Origin of the sequence: Kamptonema sp. UHCC 0994 (assembly GCF_029167235.1) — a bacterium.
Classification (GTDB): Bacteria; Cyanobacteriota; Cyanobacteriia; order Cyanobacteriales; family Microcoleaceae; genus Kamptonema.
This window is the reverse complement of record NZ_JARFTR010000141.1, coordinates 25,488-51,199: the sequence shown is the minus strand read 5'-3', so window position 1 is coordinate 51,199 and position 25,712 is coordinate 25,488. Positions and strand designations below refer to the sequence as shown.

Here is a 25,712-nt window from a genome sequence, read left to right as displayed (position 1 = left end):
GACTTGACGGCTCGCGCTCAGTCGAGCCGTCAAACGCTAGCTACGCCTACTCGCTTACGGTCTGACAAGACGAGCGCCCCTTTAGGCCCAATTTACTTGTACCAATAAAAACTATTAAAGCAATGTTTAGTTAATAACTCACACTAAAATAGCATACAACAATTTGACATTTTGTGTCAATTCAACGTAAAGTAATAGAGACTCTAATAAGAGGACAATCGCGATGGTGACACTGCAATTAAAGCAATTAAGCGTCCCCCCTGGACAGCGCGTACAGTTTTTTGATGTCAACTGGCAAGATTTTGAGGCAATTTTGGAGGAATTGGGCGAACATAGGGCAGCACAAATTGCTTATTTTCAAGGAATTTTGGAGATTAGGATGCCTTTACCAGAACATGAATTTAACAAAGAAATCATTGGAGATATGGTAAAGATTCTTTTAGAAGAACAGGAAAGGTCGCGAGAGTGTTATGGCTCGACAACTTTTAAACGGCAAGGAATGGCAGCGGGAATTGAGCCGGATAACTGCTTTTATATTCAAAATTATGAAACCATGATTGGCAAAAGACGGTTAGATTTGATGGTTGACCCGCCGCCAGATTTAGCGATTGAAGTGGATGTTACGTCTAAAACTCAGTTGAACGCATATCAGGCACTAGGCGTTCCAGAACTGTGGCGGTATGAAAAGGATAAATTGCAGATTAATGTGCTAGGAGATGAAGAATATATTGAGTCTCAAACTAGCCCTACTTTTCCTAATTTTCCAGTAATTGAAGGCATTTCTCAGTTTGTAGAAATGAGCCGCACGGCGGGGACAAGTGCAGCTTTGAGGGCGTTTCGCAAATGGGTGCGAGAAAGGATATAAAAAGGAATATTGTACTCAAATCTTAATATCTAAAATCGAGTGACAAACTGAATCGTGCAAGCTATTCTCTACGCAGCTAACGCTGCCCCCGTTTAGCAGCTATTTTAACGCACAAAGATGCAGACCAAATCTCGCAGCGATACAGCTAAAAGACGAAACAAAGAAAACGGTTCCTCCAAAATAAACCCCAAGGCAAGTGTTCCCTTAGAACCAACAAAACCTTTGGTCAAAGATGAGCCAAAACTTGAAGAAGAATCCGAACACCAATCCCCCAATAGCGATTCTCCCCAGCTTTTACCACCAGAAATTAAGCTAGTTTGCACCCAAGACAATTTAGCCAACCATCTCGAACTTGTTAGCAAAGCTGTCCCAGCAAAACCCACCCATCCAGTATTAGGAAATGTCCTCTTAGTCGCTTGCAAAAAAACACAGCGAGTCCAACTCACCGTCTTCGACATGAGATTGGCTATTCAAACCTCCTTTGAGGCCAACGTTCAATCTCCCGGCGACATGACTATTCCAGTCGGACTTCTCAGCGATATTGTCGGGAAATTCTCGCCCGGAGATATCACTTTAGTTAGCCGTGAAGCCTTGAAGCAGGAAGGTGAAGATAGCCAGAATAGCACCACCTTACCAGAGGCTGTTAGCAACAGTCCAGTTGCTACCCTAATAGCTGCTTGCGGTCGCTATCAAGTTCGAGGGATTTCGAGTGAAGAATTCCCTGCCATTCCTGAAGTAAAAACAGCACAAACAATTCGCATTCCCCCTGAAACATTGAAAGAAGGGCTGAAAGGGTCACTGTTTGCCACCGCTACCGATGAAACCAAGTATATCCTGACAGGTGTTTACCTCAAAATCTGCCAAGATAGCCTCGAATTTGCTGCCACAGACGGCCACCGTTTGGTTGTCCTTAATACTTCAATTCAAGGTTTTTCTAAGAAGAAACAAGCAGAAATAGCACAGCCTTTAGAACTAACAGTACCAGCTAAATCGCTTACAGAACTGGAGCGAATTTTATCGAGTAGGACATCCGCTGACCCAGTAGAGCTTTCTTACAGCAATGAAAGCGCTCTCGTAGAATTCCGATGGGGAACACAGCGCTTAGTGACGCGCTGTTTAGAAGGCAAATACCCAGCTTATCAGGAGTTATTGCAGCAGGATTTCAAATATCAGGTGACGCTGGAAAAAGCGCCTTTCATCAAAGCGCTAGAGAGAATTGCTGTGCTGGCAGACAAGAAAGAAAAAACTCTTAGCATTCGCATTAATGGCGAAGCACAGCAAGTGTCATTATCGCTGTTCAGAGAATTTGGAAACGGCTTGGAACAGATGGCAGCGCACGTCAATTCCGACGACAATTTTTCAATTTCCTTCAACATTAAATACCTCTTAGAAGGTGCAAAAGCGATTTCTAGCTCTCAAGTTCAAATGCACCTCACTCAGCACGATGGCCCCGCCATTTTAGTTCCTTTTGGCAACCGCGACAAGCCCAATATCCTGATGGATACGAAATACTTGCTAATGCCAATTTTCAAAGAATGAAGGGGAAGGGAAAGAAAAAATTTAGTTATTGTTAGCTTTTATTAAAGAAATAAAAGTAAAAACTTCTCCTTTCTTTACCTTCCCCTTCCCCTTCTTCTCAGTCCAAATTACACCTAACTATTCAATCATGTACGCAGCATTACCTCAAAAATACCGCCCTCGTACCTTGTCGGAACTGGCCGGACAGGAGTACATTCAAAGAACGCTTTCTAATGCGGTCAAAACTAATAAAATTGCTCCAGCTTACTTGTTTGCCGGCGAACGAGGAACGGGCAAAACTTCAACGGCTCGCATTTTAGCTAAATCTCTCAACTGCACGAATGCAGACAAACCTACTGTAAAACCGTGCGGTAATTGTCAGTCCTGTTGCTCAATTGAAAAAGGCAACAGCTTAGACGTTTCTGAAATTGACGCGGCTTCCCATAACGGTGTTGATGACGCTCGTGTCCTGATTGAGCGATCGCACTTTGCACCAGCTATCAGCCGCTACCGAGTGTTTATTTTAGATGAAGTTCACTGCCTAAGCTCCCAAGCTTTTAACGCTCTTCTAAAATGTTTGGAAGAACCTCCGCATCATGTAGTGTTCATCTTGTGCACAACAGAGCAACACAAAGTGCTGCCAACCATTAACAGTCGGTGCCAAACGTTTCTATTTCGATCGCTGGCAATTTTATCTATTGTCCAGCAGTTAACAATGATAGCTGAGAAAGAGTCAATTGCAATTACCGAACCAGCTAAAATTGCGATCGCCCGCGCTGCGAATGGTGGAATGAGGGATGCCTTGCAGTTACTCGACCAGTTAAGCTTATTAGGAGAGGAAATTAGTAGCGATCGCGTTTTGGAACTGTCGGGGCGGATACCGGAGTCCGATCTAGTCGCAATTTTGCAATCGGCCCGCACCGGTGACGCGCTGAAGCTGCTACAACTGTCCCGCGAACTCATTGACAGCGGGAAAAGCCCTAAAATGCTGCTGGGGTCGTTACTTGCCTGCTACCGAGACTTGTTGCTGGTGAAGAGTGTCCCAGACTGTTCGCTGATGCTAGTTAGCGGCATTTCGCACTCGGCGCTGCGGTCAATTGCCGATGCTTCGGACTATAATGCGATCGCCAATGGCCTCGAACAGTTGCGGACTTCGGAATGGCAACTCAGCAAAAGCGCTCACCCTACGCTGTGGTTGGAACTCTGCTTGCTGGGATTGGCGAAGATACCACAATTAAAATCCTACGCTACAGATAGTGCGATCGCTAATCCCTGTCAATCTGAACGCACCTCCAAATTGCGATCGCCTCGTTCCAAAGAACAAACCATTTGGGAAAAGGTACTCTCAGCCACTTCTGAGAACAACCGCGCTTTACTCTCTGCTGCTTCCCTGATCGCACTAACGGAAAAGAAAGCGGTGCTGGCAGTTCCCACCCAATACCTAGACAAGTTTAACCGAAACGCAGCTAAGGTGCAGAAAATATTTCTGGCGGCAACTGGTATCCACTATCAAGTGTCGTTTGAGGAGAAAAACCTATGATTAGCTTGCTGATAGGGGATGACCTCCACGCGATTCACAAAAAGCTTTCTGCCTTTAAAAAGAACCTCGATCCTGCTTGGATGAGTTTCAATTATCACCGCTTTGATGCTTCAGCATTGGAGGAGGCAGTTGACTGCGCTTTAACTCCTGCTGTGGGAACAGAAAAAGCGAAACTAGTAGCGATCGAAGGGTGTAATTTCAAACAGTTTACTGAGGAGGCGCTGGATGTTTTCCCATTGCTCCTACAGATACCAGAAAAAACCAACCTGGTTTTTATAGCGTCTTCTATTGACAAACGCCTGAAGGTAGCAAAATTCCTGCTTTCTCAAGCTAAATTGTTCGAGTTCGACCTTATTCCCCCTTGGCGAACGGATCTTATTGCCCATTCTATCCGAAGTCAAGCTTTGACAATAGGGTTGTCGCTGAACTCAAATGTCATTGATTACTTGGCAGTTGCGATCGGCAACAATTCGGCTCGTGCTGAATCAGAATTGCACAAGCTGGCGACTTACAGCAGGGGTGCGAACCTCACTTTAAAGGAAGTGCGAGCGCTGGTTCCTTCAACTACTCAAAATAGTCTCCAGCTTGCCGAAGCGCTGAGGGAAGATAACTGTAAGAGAGCAGTTTACTTGCTGCAAGAACTTTTGGCAATAGGAACTTTTCCACTAGCGATTTGTGCAACGCTGATTACTCAATTTAGAACTTGGTTGTGGGTGAAAGCGGCGATAGTTGGAGGGGTTAAGCAAGACGTTGAAATTGCCCGGATTTGTCAAATTGCCAACCCAAAGCGAGTGTACTTTCTGAGAAAAGAAGTAGCTGCTGCTTCCCTAACATCTCTTGCATCTGCGATGTCGCTGCTGCTTGACTTAGAGGGTTCCCTGAAGCTTGGGCGCAAAGGGGATTTTATGTTGCCTGTAATTTTGGCGATCGCTCAACTGTTTTCTTCTAAGAAAGTAAGGCTAACAAAGTAGGACCGAGCTCATTTCCCTCGTTTAACGAATGCAAGAAGTTAAACGGGGGAAATTTTTACCCAAAGACATTCAGTAGACCGAAAAGTTTTGCGCTCGCGCCTAAAGGTTAATAAAATGTAGCTGATGATACAGAATTCCCTGACCTACAGAAAGCTAGTTAACCGTCAAAAACTGATTAGTAAATCTTATCTTTTAAAGGTGTTAACCGATCTTTTGTCAAACCAGAGGCAGGTAGACTGAGAGCCCAAAATCATTAATTCTGAGTTTAAGGTTGTTTGCAGCCGCTCAAACGAACCGTTGGGCATCAGCTACCGAATGCTGTTACTTGGGAGGAGACAATGGCGACACGGCACGATGAGGAGTTCGGGTTGATGACGGCACAAGGCGGTAGCTGGGTGCTAGAGCATCGAGTCCTGTTGGACGGGCAGCTTGTTGCCATTGAGGTTGAGCTAGACGAGGAGAAGCTCGAGCCGCAGCAGCGCCAGGCGCTCCGCCATGTGCTCGCGTTAGGCACGGATGCGTTGGAGAACGCCGCGCCAGCGGTGGTGCAAAATTACGAGGTGTACCGCGAGGCGATTGACGATGACGAGCAGATGCCGCCGTTGGACAGACCAGTGGATGTGTGGCGGCAGGTGCAGATTGACCACATCTGGGTGCCGCGCCACTACCAGGCACACCACGCCTACTTTCTGATCTATGCCGAGTGCGATTGGGATTGCGAGCATGGGCTGGAGATTCGCTTCCGCGATGGTGTAGCCATTGAAGCCGATCGGGTGGGTGATAGCGGCGGTGCGCGGGATGATACCCCTGAGCACTTGGAGATGCTACGGCAGCTAATCGCGGCCGCTTCCTCTGAGCGCGCTCCTTGAGACCTAAACGCCACCGAGAGTAGCGATCCCAAAACTTTTCGGTCTACTGACATTGCTATCTAATGATTTCTAAGCGTTTCGGGAACCCAGCACATACAAGCGACTAGCGTCGCACTGGCGGGTAAGCAATAACTGTCTTACCCGTCTATGCAAGTAATTACAATTACCGATTTAAACTTCCTAATCAATCCCAGCCAGTTGGCTGTACCCATTGATACCGAACAACAACACTTTCAGCTAGCAATGAAACAAACCTGCATGAAACTTCCCACCGAACCATTGCTAGATTCTCATCCACAAATTGATAGATGGATAATGGAAATAGGTTTACTATTTCCTGAAGTGTTTGAATGGAAGCCTCCGCAATTTTTAGTAGATACCCAGTTTATTAGCAAACTTTGTACGAAGAATGAAAAAGCTGTGTGCTTGCAAATAAACACCAATGCCGCTTTTCTTAGAAATGGATATGTTAACCTAATTGAATGGGCAATTCGACATCCGGTATTGAATTGGTCTGATAAATTAAAGTTGTGGATAGCAACAGAATATCTTTCATTACCGCCAGAAAAACTCAAACTGACAATATTAGCACTGCATTCCACCTATACAGGGAAAAGGCACGACATCATTTGGGACAGCCAGCAACACCAAGAAACAAAAGATTGGCTCATGTCCGTTCTGACAGAACAGGAAGCACCAGTTGCCCATCAAGTAACATCACTAAAAGCGATCGCCACCCCGACTAATTTCGACATAAAGAAAATTGACGAGGTAGAAATTTAGAGAGCCTACAAGTGTCATCCTTAAGAGCGAGCACTTGTTAATTTTCGGTCAAATCTTTTTCTCCAAAAGGCTTGTGTCACTTGAACCATAATATAGAAAAATTCCATTGGCTACCACTGCAACCGTTAACGCTTGCCAATGCCGCCCGTGGCAAAAACCCGCCTATAACGCTCAGTTTTACTAACAACTGAGTCTAGCGGGTCAGAGCCAAATTTCTTGCCTGAACCTGGTGGCATCGGTGATGGGGATGGAACGTTACCCCCGGCATCTGGTAGAGGTAACATCCTTTCTGCTTCCTCAATGCGATCGTACAAAGCAGCAGTTAGTTGGTCAAGACTGGCCTGTTTGATGCGACTCTCCAGCCGTAGCCTAACAAGAGCATCCCAGAGGGCCTCACTCTCACTTTGCCGCTGCAAATCAGCTTTAGGAATAGGAATGGTTAGCGCGTAAGGAATTGACCCCTCGCCGCCGGAACTGTAGCCGGGATTCGTAATTACACACCGTCCCTGGGGAAACCGCAAAATCTCATCCACTGAAAACAATGGCATTTTTTGAAGCGACTCGTTCCAACTAATAGATTGATTGCTTTGAGATTGACCACCCATAGAACGGCTGGTAGACTTACTTTTGAGCAAAACTTCTTTTTCTCCGTAGCGTTCGGAGTATTTTTTAGCAGTGTCAGTATTACCAGGATTGAACAAAATGTGAGTGCTACAAGCAGAGGCGATCGCCGCCCCCATTTTCTCTCCATACCCTTCATATAGTTGCTCCAAACTCTGAATTCCCAGAATGAAACAAGCTCCATTCGAGCGATATTCGTTAATCCACTGTGGCATCCGATCCAATCGAATAGAGGGAAATTCATCGAGTGAAATAACCAGTGGATCTTTCCGAGGGCGGCTTAAGTTGGACACAACCAGCAGGTGAATCGCTGCTGCTAGTAATGGCCCCACGACGGAGCGCCTTTCGTCATCTAATTTGAAAACAATCATCTGCCGACCTTCTATTTTCGTCGGGATGTCCGACTTTCCTAAAAATGCTCGTAACAGGTCAGCTTGGATAAAACTGCTGAAAGTTCCCGCCGCCGTCGTCAGAATTCCAGAGATGGTTTTTTCGGCTTCTTTGGCACTCAAAAACTGGTTAAAACTGGTGGCAACCCACTCATCAATTTGACGGGATTGAATCGCATAGTCAATCCGCTTTACCAAATTTGGCAACCTCAAAATTGCATAAAGCATTGCCATATCTGGATATTTAGAACCCTTGACTAATTGAAGGAGTGCTTTAGCTAATAAATCTCCAGCTTTTGAGAAAAATTCGTCACTTTTTCCATTACCTGAACTAGCATTTCTATTAATAACCTGACCAATTTCCCCAGCCATGACCGAATCTTGAGGCGATTTCATAAAGTCGAGGGGATTAATAATACCTGAATAGGCTTCTCCCGGTGCAAATACCCACACTTGGTAGCCATACCGCGCTGCCATCGGTGCGTGGAGCTTAAGCTGATCTCCTTTCTTATCGTAGAGAATAATCGGAAATCCTTGCACCATTGCACTTTCTAGCGCCCTATCAATTGTCGAAAAAGTTTTACCCGACCCAGGTGCTCCAATTACTAAAGTTGATCGTTCTGCATGAGGGAGCCAAACAGTAGGAGAAGAACCCAAAGCTGTCTGAATAGTAGTAACAAAACCTCTAAGTTTTTTTCCTTTCCACCAATAGCGAGGACTGCCACACCAAAGCGTGACTTTATTATGTTTGCGTTCTTTAATTTGTTTCAAGGCAAGCTGAGTAGCTGCCATTTTTTCCGAAGTTCCACACACTTTGCCAGTGGTAATTTTGCCCTTGCCATTCCCTAGAAACCGAGACAGTAAGAGGAGGAAAATCAGCGCTCCTATTGTTAGATACCCATCCGGGTTATTATATTGTTGGAAAAGACCGCCTAAGTCAATTGAGGATAGTGGTGAGGGTTGCTGGGTTCTCCTCTGGGTTTGAGCGAGAACGGGAGTAGAGTTAGCCTGTGCGATCAAAAATTTAATCTCAAAATCCATCTGATTTGTAGTTACAAATTATTGTTAGCAAACAAGTAAGCTTAAATCAAAACTAATCAGTGTTAGCTCAGTCTTAAGAACGAACAATTACAGCCAACAGTTCTAACTTTTGGTAGAAAGCACTGCGTAAGTCCTGATTACTAGCACAGCTTCTCTTTCCCTAGTCCCTAGCCCCTAATCCTAACAGCCTTAGCAGTTGCTATATTATCTCTGCTAACGCAGACAACTGGATAAAAAGCAAAATTCTTGAGAGATATTTTTAGCGTGAATAAGAAACAAAAAGAGTGGCTGTCAGAGCTTTTGAAGAGACATCCAGATTATAGTTTTTTAAAACGCAACACGATTAAACTAGGAAAAGGTAACATTTTGCTAACCTTAGAACGTACAGAATGGATCTACATGGGAGCAGTTGAATTAAAATATTCAGGAGCATATATCCCTGGATTAAAATGGCATTATCTTAAAGCGAAACTGTCACGCAATGGGAAATTACTTTCTGACTTAAGCTACAACTGTAAAGTCATGTCTTATCCTCACTGTCCCCTTGCGCCTGACTCGTTGACAAAATCTAACTTAGAAAGGACAAAAATTCAGGAAGGAGAACAAATGAATCTCCCCTTTCACGAAGCTGTACTGGTGGTAAACCAGCCCCCATTACTGAAAGGAAGTTTTTACCGAGCCAAGCGGTGGTATAGGCGTAAATCAGAACAATCGGCTATAACAAACTATCACCATACTCCCAAAACTTTCCAGCGCGAACTGCCATTTATGAAGCCAAAAGTCCTAGCTCCCGATACTAAATTTGTCCCTCTAGCTTGTACTGATGGCGCTCTCGTACAGGTTCCTGAATACCTGATAAAGTTGTTAGAAGAAGCCAATGCTAGCCCATCTGAACGAGCAGATGTAGCTTCTTTGTACGCAATAGCTGGTTTGAAAGCAGCTATCAACTTGGTAGAAGGACTGCCATTATTGCGAGCGAGAGCGGTAAACCCCAAAAGCCACACCATACTTTAGTGAGATCGCGGATGCGATCTCAGTTTGAACTCCTTCTAAATCTGATATGCGATCCTCTATCTAATGGAATACAATAAAATTTGGTGTTATAAAAGCGATATATGTATGACTGATGAAATGTCCAAACCAAACTTCGATGAAAACGATGCCCTGTTATCTGACTTGCTCAAAGAAGTTCAGAAATGGGAGGGAACTTTAGCTGGCGGGACAAAACTAGGGATAAATGCAGACAAAGTTGATAGCTTATTTCAAACTAAAGTTAACTTTGGCAATCCTAGAGATCGACTAATTCGGCTGACCGAGAATATCTTTACAGATAGCGGTACTGAACTAGATAGCATCTATAAACAACAGATGCAACAACAGTTTGACTTCTATTATATGACCCTAACAGTCGCTCTAATTCCTGAACGTGGCGCTCGATTCTGGCGGTTAACCTGTGAATTAAATTTTAGTCCCAAAGGTAGCAGCGAGCCAATTATTACCAGCTTGTTTCCTGCTCAAAAGTGGCGCTCAGTAATGAACTTTGGAGTGGGCATGGATGTGGGATTAAATGGTAACTTAAACTGGGATGTAGGCGTGGATTCCTCCAAGTTAGCAGAACTATTGGACTTGATACCAGAAGAGATCAAAGCCAATGTCACCAGCAAGAATAACTTTAAGGCATTTTCAGCCATGCCTGCCTATCAATATAATCTCGGTCATTCCGAAATTCTGACAAACGGTGAAGGAAATTCTACTTGCTACTGGCGAATTCAGGATCAAGAACTACAAAAAATTGGCACAGGGAAATTCGGAATCGTTTTTAAAGTTCCCAAAGGTACTGAATCAATTACATTGCAGGGCACAGTATGGGCTGAACCCGATCTTAATTGGCTGACGGCTGATATTCGAGATGTTTTTGCCAATTTGTCCGAAAAATTGAAACAACTACTTAAGCAGAAAAATGAAGCAGCTAGCCATTTTTCTCGTGGCGATGCTGAAAAATGGGAGCTAAATCTGCCGAAAGGGTGATGACTAAGAAATTTTAGTGTTAAAGTAGGCTCAAAGGCAGAGGCGGAAACTTATGGCAAAAACATACTATACCTATCGCATTCGCGTTGCCAACCGCGATCGCATCCAGGTAGAAAAGTGGGATGCTCAACATCAAGACAAGGGACAACCTAGCGGCGCGTTTCGATATCAGGAGAAGCGCTCAGAGATTGCACCACTGCTAGAATCTGCCAAGAATAACGAGTTGAACGATTCTAATTTAGTGCGATCACTCGGAGAAGCCTTATTTGATGTCTTGTTTGATGACGTGCTGCGCCAAGATTTCGTCAACTTTTACTATCAGGTAGTGCAACAGGAAAAACAACTACTGCGAGTTGAACTGGATATCGACGAACAGGGAATGCCTGAAATAGCTGCCCTGCCTTGGGAATTTATGTGTGTGCCTGCAAGAGCTAATCTAGGTACAATTTGGATGGGAACAGTACCGGATCTGGTTTTCTCTCGCAGGCGATCGCAGTGGATTGCCGCACAACCAATTCAACTAGAATCTGATGAAAAGCTGAGAATTGCTTTAATTATCTCTGCTCCTTCTAATTTACCGCCCGTTGCCTACGAACCAGTCCAAGCAGCATTAGAAAAACTAGCAGTTGAGCAAGCAAAACGGGTGGAATTATTGCCAATTATCAGTTCCGCTAACCCTGAAACTATTGATACTATTCTGTCAAAAGACCCTCATATTTTTCAGTTCATTGGTCATGGACGGATGAAGAATGAGGGTAAACAAGAAGTCGGTGAGATAGCTTTAGTCGATCCTGACTTTAATGAGGCAATGTGGGTGGATGCAGATTACTTCAGCGAATTGTTTAATCAACACCGCCCAGGCGTAGTCATGTTACAAGCTTGTGAAGGCGGAATGCTGTCTTCATCACAAGCATTTGTGGGAGTTGCATCTAAGGTTGTCCAACAAAATGTGCCTGTGGTTGTGGCGATGCAATATGAAGTGACGAACAGCACTGCTAGTCGCTTTGCACTGCGCTTCTATCAACAGTTGGCAGCAGAAGATCCGGTTGATATTGCGGTTCAATATGCAAGACGTGCGATCGCTCTTGGGCCAACCCAATATCGTAAACGCGATTTCGCAACCCCTGTCATCTTCATGCGCGTGCGGGATGGTTATCTGTTTAAGCGCCATAGTGCGTCCAGTCAGTCTAACCAACAGCCCGATTCTTCACTGACGGGAATTCCTGAGAACTTACCTCGCAGTGGAGTGGTGCAGTTTGTCGGTCGGGAGCGAGAGCTGGAAATTCTGCACCAGCAGCTTCAAGAGAATGAACGGGTAGCGGTATCTGCGATCGCAGGCATGGGTGGCATTGGTAAAACGGAACTGGCTCTGCAATATGCGCTAATATGCAAGCAAACCTATCAAGGTGGCATCTGCTGGTTACGGGCGAAAGGATTAAATGTAGGCACTCAGATTGTCCAGTTTGGGCGATCGCGTCTCCAACTTCAGCCCCCTGAAGACCTAGACTTAACGGGTCAGGTAGGATTTTGCTGGACGCATTGGGCAGCAGGTGAAGTGCTGGTGATATTGGATGATGTTACAGACTACGAAGCCATCAAACCCTACTTGCCCCCTGCTGAATCCCGGTTCAAAGTGTTAATGACCACTCGCCTGCGGTTGGGTAAATCAGTCAAACAGTTGGAAATTGAGGTGCTAGATGAGTCAGCAGCATTAGCACTACTAGAATCGTTAGTAGGAGCAGAGCGCATTCAGCAACAACGGGATAATGCCCAAAAACTTTGTGCTTGGTTGGGATACTTACCCTTGGGATTGGAGCTAGTGGGGCGCTATTTTGACCGTAAACCTGACCTTTCTCTGGCTGAAATGCAGCAACGGTTGGAGAAGAAGAGATTGGATGAGCGATCGCTTTCTAAACCTGATGCTGACATGACTGCATCTTTGGGAGTTGCTGCTGCCTTTGAACTAAGTTGGGAGGTACTAGATGAGCCAACAAAACAGTTAGGTTGTTTACTGAGCTTGTTTGCCCTAGCTCCCATCCCTTGGTCGTTAGTCGAGAAGTGTTTGCCAAAGCAAAACTTAGAAGACCTGGAAGGGCTGCGGGATGATAACCTACTTAACCTGAACCTACTCCAGCGCAAGGGAGCAGGAATTTATCAACTGCATCAGCTCATTCGGGAGTTCTTTCAAGCAAAACAAGTTAGCATAACCAACTCGGATGAACTCAAACGGCAGTTCTGTCAAGCAATGGTAGCTATTGCTCGGACAATTCCAGAAACTCCAACTCACGACTTGCTTTTAGAACTAGCACCTGCTATACCCCATGTGGCTGAAGCTGCCACATTATTAAATTGCTACTTAACTGACACAGACTTACTCAAACCGTTTGAAGCTCTAGGTCGGTTTTACGAAGGACAGAGTTTCTACGAACAAGCCGCTGACTGGTACGACAGGTGTCGTAGCCTGAGCGAACAACGCTTTGGTAGCGAACATCTTGATATTGCAACTAGCATTAACCATTTAGCTTACATTTACAGACTACAATGTCGTTACTCAGAAGCCGAACACCTGTGTAAACAGGTGTTGGAGATGAGACAACGTTTGCTAGGCACAGAAGCTCCTCAAGTAGCTGACAGTCTCAATCAACTAGCAATTCTTTACAATCTTCAGGGAAAATACGATGATGCAGAGGCTTTATACAAGCAATCATTGGAGATGAAACAACGCTTGTTAGGCTCTGAACATCCGGATGTAGCAGACTGTTTCAACAACTTAGCATACCTTTATCTCTATCAGGGACGCTACGTCGAAGCGGAACCCTTGTTTGAACAAGCAATTATCCTCTATAAAGGTACAAAAAAAGAAATTTATCTGGCTACGAGTTTGAATAACTTAGCACGCCTTTACGATGCTCAAGGACGCTACGCCGAAGCAGAACTTTTGTACGTACAAGCACTGGAACTTTTTAAACAATTATTAGGAGAAGAACACCCAGATGTAGCAAACTGCCTTAACAACCTAGCATTTATCTATGCCCAGCAGGGTGATCTGGTAAAGGCAGAAACCACATACATTCAAGCATTAGGAATGTTTCAGAAGTTCTTAGGAAATGACCATCCTGATGTAGCAGTTAGCTTGAACGATTTAGCAAAATTTTACACTTCTTGGAGGCGTTATGCTCAAGCAGAACCGCTCTATCGGCAAGCCTTAGCAATCCTTGAGAAAAAACTTGGTAAAGAGCATCCACTTACAGTAAGAGTTAATCAGAATTTATCTGAAATGAGGGATGCAGCTCAAATAATTTGACAACAATAAGCTGGTATTTTATGCGTTCAAGAACTGTTTTTCTGCTTTCATTATTCATTGCTGCCTTGACTGGATTACTGTTTTATACTTCTCAAAATCAAAGAATCTTTACTCAGAAACAAAATCGACAAACTCCTAGTAAAGCTTCTAGCGAAACTCCTACTCAAATCTCAAATCCTTGTGCGAAAAATACTATAAAAGATAAAAATCACAGTCCAATTATTAGTCAAATACCTAATAGTGAAAAAGCAGATCTGCTTTTTGAACAGGGAAAAGAACAACGTAATAATTATAAATATGATGATGCTTTAATAACTTTTGAAGAAGCATTAAAACTTTATCAAAAAGAGCAAAATTTTGATAAAGAAGCGCTTACTCTTGGTACTATGGGAACTGTTTACCATAACAAAGCATGTTACAAAACAGCGATTGATTATCATGAAAAACGTTTAGATATTGCTACTAATAAAATCACAGACAGCAAGAAAGAAGAGGCTGCTGCTTTTAGTAGCTTAGGAGACGCTTATTATTTAATGGGAAATTACCCAAAAGCTCGTTATTACTACGAAAAGAGTTTGGCTGCTGCTGAGAAAGATGATGATGATAAAGCGCGAGCAATAGCTCAAGGGGGATTAGGAAGTGTTTACCTTAGCTTAGGTAACTATCCCGAATCAATTAAACTTCATATGAAGCGATTGAAACTTATTGATAAAATTCTCGAAAAAAATCAAGAATTAACTAAAGAAGAAAGGAAAGAACTTTTTAAACTAAGAGGGGCGGCTTTAGGTAGTTTAGGTAATGCTCACCACATGCAAGCAAGCTACGAAGAAACAGAAATGGATATGCAAAAAAGCTACGACATAGCAATGGACTACTTTAAAAAGCATTTAGAAACTGCTACTAATAAAGATAATGAAGATCCACCAGGAGCGGCGATTGCTCTAGGGGAATTAGCAAGTGCTTACCATAGTCGTTGGAAACGGAATGGTTTCAAAAAAGATTCCGGCTCAAACCAGACAATAAATTGTTATGAAGTACCTTCTAAAAATGACTCTGACTTAGGGCAGGCAATAGATTGTTATCAAAAACGTTTAGGCATTGCTCAAAAGATTAAGGATCGTCGTTTAGTAGCATCTACCCACGGTGGTTTAGGTGGTATTTACTATTCAATAGGTAATCTTAAGCCTTCCAAAGAAAATTATATAGCTGATCTTAAGTATTCACAAGAAAATTATGATAAAGCCATTATCTGCACTACTGAATATCTAACTACTTCAATAAATATTCAAGATAGACCTGGGATAGGAAATGCTCTAAACTCATTAGGAGTATCTTATTTTCAGATTAGTAATATCTTTAAAGAGCAAGAAAAATTGCTAAAAGAAAAGGGTCAAGTAACAGAAGCAGAACAAAAATTTATCAAAAGTCAAGAAAATCTGGATAAAGCCATACAAGATCTGAAAGATGCAATAAGTGCAAGAGAATCTCTCCGGGAAGGGTTAACTGAAACAGAGAAAGTATTTATATTTGACACTCAGCAGACGACTTATCTCAATCTGCAACAAGTTTACATTAGTAATAGCCAGACTGAGTTAGCGTTAGAGGTTGCAGAAAGAGGAAGGGCAAGAGCTTTCGTAGATGTTTTGGCAAAGCAGTTAAACACTAATAGAGAAGACTCTGCTATTTTGAATATTCAAGACATCAAAAGAATTGCTCAAGAGCAGCAAGCTACTTTAGTAGTTTACTCAAATATAAAAAAAGAAAATTCTATTATCGATGACAGTCACCAACTTTATATTTGGGTAGTTAAACCTAACCAAGAAAAAGTAGAATTTGAAAAAGTAAATCTGAATGATTGGGAAGAACAGCTTAATAAATTTAGAAATGAGTTGCCAGAAGGTGATAGACCTGTCCCTAGTATTTTAGGAGGTTCAGGAGGTCCAATAGCTCGTGCTTATCTTCGTAGTTCTAAAAAAGAAAAAGGTAAAAATCCTTCAAAGAAAATAATAACTCAAGAGGAAGTGAATAAAGTTTTAGCAACATATTATCAAATTTTAATTGAACCGAATAATAATATTATTTTGCCCACAGAAAATGAAAAAGTCATTTTTGTTCCTCAAGGAAGTTTATTCCAGATTCCCTTTGCTGCTCTATACGATTCCAAAGCTAAAAAATACCTAATCGAGAAACACCCGATTTTAACTACCCCATCAATTCAGGCATTAGATATAATCCGACAACGACAACAAAACAGGGAGTCTAACCGCAAACCTCTAGAAAACAAAGATTGGTTAATTTTGGGAGTAAAAAATGCAAAGCCAGATCAATTTTGCTCTAACTCGGAAAAGTTAAGTCTGACTGAATTAGAAGGAGCAGAAAAAGAAGCAGAAGATATTTCGGTTCTTTTCGATATCTCTCCAACTTTGGGAGTTCAGGAGAAAACAGAAACTGCGGTTAAACAGAAGATGCTTCAGGCCCGCATGATTCATCTGGCAACACACGGCTTACTAAATAATTGTGAGGAAAAGGGAGAAGTTCCAGGAGCGATCGCTTTGAATGCTTCTGGAAACGATGATGGTTGGCTCACTGCCAGTGAAATTTCACAAATGAAGCTACAAGCTGAGTTAATTGTTCTAAGCGCTTGCGATACAGCGCTAGGACGACTGACTGCGGATGGAGTAATTGGTCTATCTCGGTCTGCGCTTGCTGCCGGGTCTTCCAGTGCAATTGTTTCCTTATGGAATGTAGATGACTATTCAACAGCCTTCTTGATGACCGAGTTTTATAGACAACTGAAAGAGCAATCAAAGTCAGGAAAACTGGACAAAGCAGAAGCCTTGCGTCAGGCAATGTTGAACACAAAGAACTATGTAGACAAAGATACAAAAAAGAAGATTTACTCTGAGCCTTATCAGTGGTCTGCTTTTACCCTAGTTGGTGAGGCTACAACACAGTTAGAGAAGCGTCAGCAATGACTTTTTACTCCCCAGTCAGATGTCATATCATGTTCGGTAAATAACTTCTACCATTTCTCCAAATTCATGCAACAGTAGCAACAGGAGGTTGATTCTATGTAGTAAAGTCAACGATGTGGACTGTAGCATACTTTTAGAGAAATGGTATTACGATTAAAATCCAATTTTAGTCCACCAACAAAAAGTAGTTCACCCTTGAATCAAATCTGGCTATTAAAGCAGAGATTGGTATCAGTGAAATAAAACCTCTTCAAAAATACAAATATTGCCAGGTTCCCCCCTCCAGGAGTTAAGGCTACCGCCTTTCTGAGTTGCTCTTTTCAGCAACTTTTATAATGGTTAAAACTAATACCAAAGCTAAAACAAAAACCCCAGTCAAACCAGAAATCACAGAAGACACAACTCAATTTGACTCAGAAGACTTTGATTTTGAAATTGACCCCGAGCTCCTAGAACCTGGTCATAATCAAGTAAGACGACCTATTTTGCCCTATGGCATTGTTGTTAACGAACAAGTGGCAGGAATATTAATTCCAGAGGATCAGCTAGAAAAAGCCAATTGGTTTGTCATGCCAACAGAAGAAGAAATGACTACAATTGGACTAACAGAAGATGTTACAGGTCTGCTACTTTCTAAATGCCACTTATGCGTCCTGGGATTCGTCCCTGAATACATTCGTTACAAGAATGACGTTGCTAATTTAGGCGGGGCGATTGTCGGGCTGTATGAAGAGTATAAAGCTCAACTCGATAAAAAGATAATGGATGTTGTCAGCGAACACGCCGTTGTCTTTTTAGATAAAAACAATCGTCCCAGACACAGCACGCCTATTGTCGTCAGATTTAAGAATGTCGCACTTTGGAGCTTTAAAGCAGCTAGAGACGAATTTTACCGTTTGTTGGAAAAAGCATTCGCCGATTATTTCCAAATTCCTTTCAGCGGAAAAAGCGATAAATGGCGAAGCCTGGGTATCTTAGAAGTTCACTTCAAAGGAGTTAAAGAAGGCGAAGGCTCTAATAAGAGCTACTGCTGCAAAACTATTAACTATACCAAGCCGACTGCTGATAATTTTCCCTTACTCTATCTGGGACGGCCGCAGCATAAAAATGTGATTTGGGGATTGCACGATACCATTGCTGGATTCACTGAAACTCCTGCATTACCGGGTACAGCAGAACCACAAATTCAAGTGCTACCACCCATTGTTAAGAAAATAGAAAATGGGAAAAAGCAGACTGGGAATCATAAAACTCTTCGGAAAATTGCTACTGAAGTAATAGAGGAAGAGGATGATTTGGACGACTTAGATGAAGAAGATGAGTTTGAGGATGAATTTGATTCGGAAGAAGATGATTAACAGTCTCGGCTAGTTTCTTTTCAAGAAATGCCTCATATCCAGTTAAGGAGCGAGGCATTTTTTTTGTGCAGAACAGGCGATATTTAACGGAGATTCAAGCTCAAATACTTTAAAATGCCTATTTCTTTTGATTAGGAAGCTCACTCAAAAAACTATTAGCTAACTGGTACTGGTGGCCGTTGAAGCAAAAAAATAACTGCCGCATACCATTCTTTGACTGCTGCTGTACTTGCAAACAAGGCAAATCAGAGGCTTTTGATGGGTCACTTACTACTTGAATTAGCGGTCTTTTCGGTGGCAAATTGGGATTTAAGTAACTAGCAAATACACGATTAGGAGGAGCATTGTTCTTGAATAAATACGCCGCGTATAAGCAACCTTCTGCTCCGCAAACTCCAGGGCTGTTAAAATTAAAAATAACTAACTTGCCTGCTTGTCCATTTACAGCCCAGGCTAACACATTTGATGCTGAATCCTGGGGGTTAAGCTCAGAATTTTCACCAACTATGGCTTGAACAGTTTTAACAGGGATGAATCTAGTAGCAGGTGCCCAAGAAATCGTTGTAGCACTGGCGGTACAACCAGCAGTTCCTAACAGCACTGATAACAGTAAGAACAAGATGACTCCAAAGCGGAACCACCGCCCAATAAATAAAAATGATGAGGCTCTAGGCGGAGAAGTATTTAGGGAATCACAAGCGGGGTTTGGGAGTTGATTATGAACAGGTGGAGAGAACAGTAATAAATTTCTATTTGCAGCTAAAATGCGTGGTTGATCTATTTGTTCTGCACCTAAAGTTAGTTGTTGGTTTTTGCTAAACATTGATTTGACCTCCATGAATTATTTATACGTAGATGTCATACCAAATCTCATTATGACAGACAGCTTGCAGATTTACTAAATCCACTTTGATCAAAGGTTTTATTGTTGCTTGTAGGACAACTATTACCTTCATCTGATTTAGTATTGGTATCACTTCTTTGGACTGGTTTTACTAAGTGAAGGAACAGTAATACCAACCTGATTAAATGCCCAAAGTTCCTCTTCCGAAAATTGCCAAGCCGGATCTCCCAAATTGGGCTGCAAAGTAGAGCGGAACTTATCAATACTCCCTACTTTGTTGATCGAGTAACGCAATTCTCCCAGAGCGATTTGTTTGGCTACTGATAGCTTGACCGCACGGCTGTAAGGATAAAAATCGTTCGTTGGGTTGGAATAAAGCAATTTACACTGATTTTCTTGGAGAGAAATTAATACAGAAAATGGCACGGCATCTCCCTGCAAATACGCATCGAATAAGCGATAGTGAGTGCTGCCATCTGTTACTTCCGTTACCAACTCTGTTCTGAGAGTGCCTAGACCAACTGGAAGACAAGCTAAAGGGAAATCAGCATTCCGAGGCTGCTGGCTAAAAGCTGGAGAATAGCTGAATAAACTGGTTAACAAATAAACCAGAAAAGCTGTTAATAAGCCCCAGGTAAATTTCAACAGAATTGTCCGTTTTTTCAAAGAAATCATAGTGCTAAACATCTCCGTTTAATTCAAATTCCTTCTTGGTATGGGTTAACAGCCGTTCCATTAATGCGGGTTTCAAAGTGCAAGCGAGGGTCTGCCGTTGTCCCAGTGCTGCCTAGTTCACCTATGACTTGGCCTTGAGAAATGCGATCGCCAACTTTGAGTTTTACTGAACCCTCGCGCAGGTAAGCGTACCGAGTTGTACGACTGTTGCTATGCTCGATTTCAATCCAGTTGCCGTAGCCACCACCGCAGTTTTGTACTCCTTCTTTGCAGTTAGAAACCACTGTTTTGACAACCCCACCATCAACTGCTTTTACTGGACTTGCCATTGAACCCGCAATGGCAATGCCGCTGTAGGTTTTCCGCACGCCGGAAACGGGACGAGTTCGCATCCCAAAGCGCCTGGTTACTGGCCCATTTGCAGGCTTAATACCTGTTGATTGACCGCCGGAGGTAACACTCGCAGAATTAGAGGATTGCGCCGCACTAGAAGTAGGAACGCAAGCAGCAGTATTCGACTCCGCGACTGTTGTACTTCCCCCTCGATAGCGCTTCAAAACATCCTGTCCGTAACTTAAGATAGTTAAACGACCGAATGTATCGGTTGCCCCGCCATCAACTTTGGAATAATCGCCTCCAAAATGTTTTTGAGCTACTCGTTCAATCAGCCTATCCCCACTAAAAAAACTCCCGGTATTAGGGTCTTTTTCTTGAGAGGTAGCATTCAGCTTAGAAGCGATACTTTGAGCAAAAACAGCTTCTTGATCGGCAGGTGGAAAAAATTGAAAAAGTTCTGCTTGAGTGGGTTGATAACCCCCTTGTAACTTGGCTAAAAATTGCTCGCCTTCTGGTTTAGATGAAATTGAACTAGCAGCGTACTCGTTGTAGCTCATAAACTGGTACTTGCCCAATGGAACCCCGCAATTCTTGCCACCATCAGCGCAAACATGAACGCCAACAGTCTCATAAGAACCGCTGCTTTCGATATTGGCGATCGCTTCTGACAAAGCCGCAACATTTACTCCTTGAACATTGCCAATTGACACTGGTGCAGTGGCACTAGGAGGGCAAGGAACGTTAATATTAGCTGCTGTACCTACACCTTTTGTAACAGGAGAAGATACTGAGTCGCGAACTGCCCCAGTTGCTACAGAGGAAGAGCCGCTAGAGGATGATTCTAAGGCTCCAACGAAAATGGGAGAATTAACCCGATAGGTGAAAAAGGGTACTGGCCCAATAAAATAAGGAGAGCAGCCGCAAGGGGAACAAAATCGGAAAAATAGAGCCGTATCAACGGTATCGGTTTGCTCGTCAGGTTCCATGACTACTACCTTAAAAGCACTGCCAAAAGGCAATCTTCCTGTCGGTTCTTTGCCACCGTTGACACCTTTAAGACAGCCCGAGCCGCCCTCGACTTCCTGGTACTTACCGCTAATCCATTGCTTACCTTCCAGATCACCGCGAGCGTTCCGACCTGAATTTTCCAGATCGTCTAGTTCGATGTAAGCACAATCATTTTCTTGGCAGTTAACTGAGAATCCCTGAACGTCGGAGCCTGATATCGTCTTAGTTCGCCGCCGTTCGGCTGGGCCATAAATTGCATCAATTCTCATTACTAAATTACCGATTTCTGCAATTGGATTGGGAAAGCTAGATAGAGGTAAAACATTCAGCCCAGGTACGTCTTTAATTAAGGTTGTTTGCCAAGCTGAAAATGCGCCAAGTTGAGCACTATTTAAGTTCGGAATCGAAGATAGGGAATACTGAGACAGGTCAATTTCTCCCAGTTTCAAATTACCTAATTGTGGATGCGAACTTAGAACCCGATCTAAAGTGCGATCGCCTACATCAATGCCAGCAGCTTTTGTTGTTAGCAGTCCCGCCACTGGTGCAATTTCTGCGACTTTAAATTGACCGAGAAGAGGGATAGCCTGAACTAACTGATTTAACGACTGCTTGGCAACTAAAGTAAATGCGCTTAAAGCTATGCTATCTAAATTCAAACCAGCTTGTTGCGTGACAAAACCAAAGGATAGTAGTTCTGGTTGTAGAGCTTGGCTAATATCGCCCAACATAATGTACTGATCGGGAGTTTGTCCTGCTGTCCAACTTCGACTCAAATCATAGCCAACTGCTTGCTTGTAATCTCCCGCTGAAAGGCTTCCCGATTGACTGATGGGTGGCATTTGAGAAAAAGAAATTTGTGTCCAATCCGGCAAGAGGGCGTTAACTGAATTAGGATTTCCTTGCCTGTCTATCCCTGGTATTTCTAAAAGTCTGGTGGGCATTTCAGTTGTATCAGTTGGTATTTGTGCCAGAGCAAATATTGGTTGATAAAGCCAACTGAAAACTATTAAGAGTAGAGATAATAAACAAATTGACAATTGCCTCATTTTTGTTGATGATATTCTTCTCATGTTTATGCCCCCAATCGGCTTATTAGTTAATGAAGTAACCTGCCGAAGCTTTACAGAGAGCAGCCTCGGCGCAAAGCATTACAGTTCTAAGTCATCGCCGTCGAAATGATAATTAGCTGTTTGATTCTGAGAGGAATTAGAGTTATCTACTCCTCGATCAAAATAAGGGTTAGGGTTAGCAGCCGTCTCCGTCCAGGGAGTATCTGCTAAATTCAAATTGCCTTCAAAAACGTTCTCTCGGTAGCCATCAGCAAAGTAGTCTGGAGTCCCATACCCCTCTGTTTGCTGACTGCTATAACCATTGCTTCGATAGCCGTTAACCGAGGACTCGCATGGGTTACTTTCATAGCCGCTAGCATAGCCATCAGCGCTGTAACCTGGTTCAGTGCCATAGATATTGTTTGGCTCGTTCATAAATCCTGTAGCTACAAAGTAGTAAGAATCAACAATTCAGCGTAGCTAGGGATAACGAGTGGGGGTTTCATCCGATAGTCGTAATTAAACTACCGCCTATCGGCGGATATGTAAGGGCGATCGCCGTAGGCATCAGCAAATAACCAATAGCTGAAACACAATATAGTGCTTAGCTAGAGCAATTAGGAAAAGCGTTGTCCGTCATGCAGCGTCCCAAGGCTGGGACAAACGTAAATTGTCCCAAGATAAAAGCGCTGATACAGATTTACCGACAGAAATTGTAACAGCTAAGTTACCAAAATATAAGTCAAAATTTGAAGGGCAATTGACTTTATTTTAACACGGCACAAAAGTGGCAATTTTCGCCAATTATAGCTCTAATAGCAACACAATTAAAATGAAAGATAGTTCATCGCTTGCAGAAATGCTATATGAGCGAATCCGAGACGCTCCACCTTATTCGTGGTTTCCGTCTCCCCCAGAGCTAATTGAGCTTATGCTTGAAGAAGCTCAAATTGTTTCAGGAATGTACGCCTTAGAACCAACAGCCGGAGATGGTTTATTAGCGCAGGCTATGGTTAGATCAGGTGCAATTTTTGATGTAATTGAGATTAACCCTCTGCTACAAGAACTCCTGTTCCAAAAAGGGTTTAATTTAGTTGGAAGCGACTTTTTAACCACTGACCCCCAAAGGCAATATAGCAGAATCTTGGCAAATCCCCCATTTTCTACGCCCCACATCAAAGGAGTGGATTTAGATATTATACAACGTGCTTATAACCTTTTTCTAGCAAAATCTGGACGGTTGGTAAGTGTTGTTAGCAATTCTATGAATGTTCGAGCCGAGCCGCGATCTCAATCATTTCGAGCTTTCCTTAAGCGCACGTCAGCTAAGTTAATTGAACTTCCCTTAGAGATATTTTGGGGAAGCGATCGCCCGGTGACTGTTGATAGCTACTTAGTCGTAATAGACAAAAAGTAGACGATTACTTCCCCACTAACCAAACGGTATAGTGGGGATATCACTTTTAGGCAAAACCTATCTTTCAACAAATTAAATATAATCCCTTGAGACTTAGATAATTATCTAATAAAAAAAACAGACATGGCTGCGAAATATCCAGAAATATCTCCGCTAGCGCGGTCAATTTTATAACTAAAGCTATTATCTTAAAATTCCTCTCGTGTTATGAATAACTCCCTACACAATACCCTAGCGCCTGTGGTGCAATACGAGCTGATTGCGAACTCTTCCAAGCTCTCTGAGATTCTATCACCTCTGATGAAAGCTCGTGTTATAGCCATAGACACAGAAACTACCGGGCTAGATCCGATCCGCGATCGCATCCGACTGCTCCAAATAGCTGTTCCGCAAAGCCAAGTGATAATTGTCGATCTAGCTGCTCTTACTGACAGCGAATTATCGCCTTTAAAAGCACTTCTAAACAGCAGTGCGCTCAAAGTATTTCAAAATGGTAAGTTCGACTGGCAGGTACTAGAAATGGCTGGGCTTAGACCGTCTGGCCCATTTTTTGATGTGATGTTAGCGAGTCAGGTATTGCGTTCGGGACTGAAGAAAGACCACGATCTACAATCCCTTACCTTTGAATTTTTAGGAATAAAACTTGATAAGAGCTTACAGTCGAGCAATTTCGCAGGAAAACTATCAGCTTCTCAGTTAGAATACGCCGCTTTAGATGCTGCTGTCCTGCTAAAACTTAGAGTGCGGCTGCACTCAAAACTTCGGAGTGCTGGGTTACTAGAAACTGCCCAAATTGAATTTGCAGCGATGCCTGCTGTAGCCCAAATGGAACTAAATGGAATGTTACTGGATGCAGAACAGTGGCAATTAGTGGGTGATGAACTAAAAGCTCAAAAGCAGGCTACGCTGGTGGAATTAGTGAAAGCGGGTCTAAAACCAGCCCCTAGCGCACAACTTTCGCTATTTCCAGATATGGTGGAAACTATAAATCCCCGCTCATCTGTACAAGTTTTAAGCGCTCTTCAGGCTCTCAAGATTCCAATTAAGTCAACAAGCAAGAGCGAACTTATTCCTATAGCTCGCCAATATCCGGTTATCCAGTTGTTACTGAATTATCGAAAATTAGCATCTTTGTGCTCAAATTTTGCTGAGGCATTACCGAAACATATTCATCCGATCACGGGAAGAATTCATCCCAGTTATCGGCAATGCGGTGCGCGTTCGGGACGCTTTAGTTGTAAGCAGCCAAACTTGCAAAATGTTCCCAGAAATTGTACGGCTAAGGGAATGCGTGCGTGCTTTATTGCCACTCCCGGATATCACATTATTAAAGCGGATTACAGCCAAATCGAGCTAAGGATCGTCGCTGAAATATCTGGCGATGCAAAAATGTTAGATGCCTACGCTAAAGGTGAAGATTTGCATACTTTAACGGCTTCTTTGATTACGGGTAAGGTATTAGAGGAGGTAACTTCAGAAGATAGACGGATTGCTAAATCAGTTAATTTCGGATTAATTTATGGTATGGGTGCTGCTAAACTACAAGCTTATGCTGAGGAAAAGTACGATGTCCTTTTAACTTTGGAGGAAGCTAAAGAGTTCAGAAAACGATTTTTCCAAGCTTATTCTGGAGTCCGAAGATGGCACGATAGCATCAGGAGAACGGTGTATGTCAAAGATATCAAGCAAATTCGTACAATTGGGGGACGTAGAAGACGGTGGGCAAAGAAACCCAGGCTTTCAGAATTGCTAAATCACCCTGTTCAGGGAACTTCAGCTGATATGTTGAAAGTGGCGATCGTTCGTTTGTTTAAGCTCTTACCCAAGACTGGAGCGAAGTTGATTGGTGTGGTACATGATGAGATTCTGTTAGAGTGTCCCAAGGCAACTTTAAAAAGAACCAGTTGCATTCTCAAAAAAGTGATGGTGGAAGCTGGAGAATTGTATTTGCAGCAAGTTCCGGTTGAAGTGGAAGTAACTATTTGCTCGTCATGGGCTTGAATAAGAGTATGATTCATTAAAGCCTTTACCACTTAGCACCCTAGCTGCTAATCGCGCTAAACTGAAGTGAAGCGCACATTCCAGACATCTGACTTGGTACAGTAGGACTTTTTAAAA

At 43.0% G+C, this 25,712-nt stretch carries 18 protein-coding genes; 13 read left to right on the top strand and 5 right to left on the bottom strand.

Translation table 11 applies throughout. From position 1 onward, the window contains the following. Positions 1–223: 223 nt before the first annotated feature. From PY364_RS13290 to PY364_RS13265, 6 genes are all read left to right on the top strand, one after another. A complete protein-coding gene (locus PY364_RS13290) occupies positions 224–865 on the top strand; it encodes a Uma2 family endonuclease (protein ID WP_275523162.1) in 642 nt (213 codons plus the stop codon). 117 nt (positions 866–982) lie between these two features. Then, positions 983–2,404, top strand: a complete 1,422-nt coding sequence (dnaN, locus tag PY364_RS13285) for a DNA polymerase III subunit beta (protein ID WP_275523161.1) — start codon at positions 983–985, stop codon at positions 2,402–2,404. Positions 2,405–2,531: 127 nt separating this feature from the next. Continuing rightward, positions 2,532–3,923 carry a DNA polymerase III subunit gamma/tau gene (dnaX, locus tag PY364_RS13280; RefSeq protein WP_275523160.1) on the top strand — a complete coding sequence of 464 codons (1,392 nt, stop codon included), beginning with the start codon at positions 2,532–2,534 and terminating at the stop codon, positions 3,921–3,923. Beyond that, on the top strand, positions 3,920–4,894 hold the full coding sequence (gene holA / locus PY364_RS13275; protein WP_275523159.1) for a DNA polymerase III subunit delta: 975 nt from the start codon (positions 3,920–3,922) through the stop codon (positions 4,892–4,894). Before dnaX ends, holA begins: the two co-directional genes overlap by 4 nt. 338 nt (positions 4,895–5,232) lie before the next feature. Then, a complete protein-coding gene (locus PY364_RS13270) occupies positions 5,233–5,763 on the top strand; it encodes a hypothetical protein (RefSeq protein ID WP_275523158.1) in 531 nt (176 codons plus the stop codon). A gap of 147 nt (positions 5,764–5,910) precedes the next feature. Beyond that, complete coding sequence (locus PY364_RS13265; RefSeq protein ID WP_275523156.1) at positions 5,911–6,546, top strand: hypothetical protein; 636 nt, start codon at positions 5,911–5,913, stop codon at positions 6,544–6,546. 125 nt (positions 6,547–6,671) lie between these two features. Here PY364_RS13265 and PY364_RS13260 read toward each other — a convergent pair whose 3' ends face one another. Continuing rightward, positions 6,672–8,597: a type IV secretion system DNA-binding domain-containing protein gene (locus PY364_RS13260; RefSeq protein WP_275523155.1), complete on the bottom strand. Its 1,926-nt coding sequence runs from the start codon at positions 8,595–8,597 to the stop codon at positions 6,672–6,674. Positions 8,598–8,861: 264 nt separating this feature from the next. On the opposite strand from PY364_RS13260, the gene PY364_RS13255 reads away from it, so the two are divergent. The 5 genes from PY364_RS13255 to PY364_RS13235 all read left to right on the top strand — a co-directional run bounded on the left by PY364_RS13255 (position 8,862) and on the right by PY364_RS13235 (position 18,262). Continuing rightward, the gene (locus tag PY364_RS13255) at positions 8,862–9,611 is read left to right on the top strand and encodes a hypothetical protein (protein WP_275523153.1); all 750 of its coding nucleotides are present in this window, start codon (positions 8,862–8,864) and stop codon (positions 9,609–9,611) included. 105 nt (positions 9,612–9,716) lie between these two features. Further along, on the top strand, positions 9,717–10,625 hold the full coding sequence (locus PY364_RS13250) for a hypothetical protein (RefSeq protein WP_275523151.1): 909 nt from the start codon (positions 9,717–9,719) through the stop codon (positions 10,623–10,625). Positions 10,626–10,677: 52 nt separating this feature from the next. After that, a complete protein-coding gene (locus tag PY364_RS13245; protein WP_275523150.1) occupies positions 10,678–13,929 on the top strand; it encodes a tetratricopeptide repeat protein in 3,252 nt (1,083 codons plus the stop codon). Between the two features lie 20 nt (positions 13,930–13,949). After that, positions 13,950–16,904 (top strand): CHAT domain-containing tetratricopeptide repeat protein, encoded by a 2,955-nt coding sequence (locus tag PY364_RS13240; protein ID WP_275523149.1) that lies wholly within the window; start codon positions 13,950–13,952, stop codon positions 16,902–16,904. Positions 16,905–17,239: 335 nt separating this feature from the next. Next, entirely contained in the window at positions 17,240–18,262 is a 1,023-nt protein-coding gene (locus PY364_RS13235; RefSeq protein ID WP_275523148.1) for a DUF5895 domain-containing protein, read from the top strand. A 118-nt stretch (positions 18,263–18,380) separates the two neighbouring features. On the opposite strand, the gene PY364_RS13230 is transcribed toward PY364_RS13235, so the two are convergent. From PY364_RS13230 to PY364_RS13215, 4 genes are all read right to left on the bottom strand, one after another. Continuing rightward, positions 18,381–19,085 carry a hypothetical protein gene (locus PY364_RS13230; RefSeq protein ID WP_275523146.1) on the bottom strand — a complete coding sequence of 235 codons (705 nt, stop codon included), beginning with the start codon at positions 19,083–19,085 and terminating at the stop codon, positions 18,381–18,383. A 150-nt stretch (positions 19,086–19,235) separates the two neighbouring features. Continuing rightward, on the bottom strand, positions 19,236–19,793 hold the full coding sequence (locus PY364_RS13225) for a hypothetical protein (protein WP_275523144.1): 558 nt from the start codon (positions 19,791–19,793) through the stop codon (positions 19,236–19,238). An 11-nt stretch (positions 19,794–19,804) separates the two neighbouring features. Then, positions 19,805–22,174, bottom strand: coding sequence for a M23 family metallopeptidase (locus PY364_RS13220; protein ID WP_275523142.1), 2,370 nt, complete (start codon positions 22,172–22,174; stop codon positions 19,805–19,807). Positions 22,175–22,276: 102 nt separating this feature from the next. Beyond that, positions 22,277–22,612 (bottom strand): hypothetical protein, encoded by a 336-nt coding sequence (locus PY364_RS13215; protein ID WP_275523140.1) that lies wholly within the window; start codon positions 22,610–22,612, stop codon positions 22,277–22,279. 397 nt (positions 22,613–23,009) lie between these two features. Here PY364_RS13215 and PY364_RS13210 point away from each other — a divergent pair, with 397 nt between their 5' ends. Both PY364_RS13210 and PY364_RS13205 read left to right on the top strand, forming a co-directional pair. Then, complete coding sequence (locus tag PY364_RS13210; RefSeq protein ID WP_275523138.1) at positions 23,010–23,594, top strand: class I SAM-dependent methyltransferase; 585 nt, start codon at positions 23,010–23,012, stop codon at positions 23,592–23,594. A 207-nt stretch (positions 23,595–23,801) separates the two neighbouring features. Then, positions 23,802–25,595: a bifunctional 3'-5' exonuclease/DNA polymerase gene (locus PY364_RS13205; protein ID WP_275523137.1), complete on the top strand. Its 1,794-nt coding sequence runs from the start codon at positions 23,802–23,804 to the stop codon at positions 25,593–25,595. The last annotated feature ends 117 nt before the right edge of the window (positions 25,596–25,712 follow it).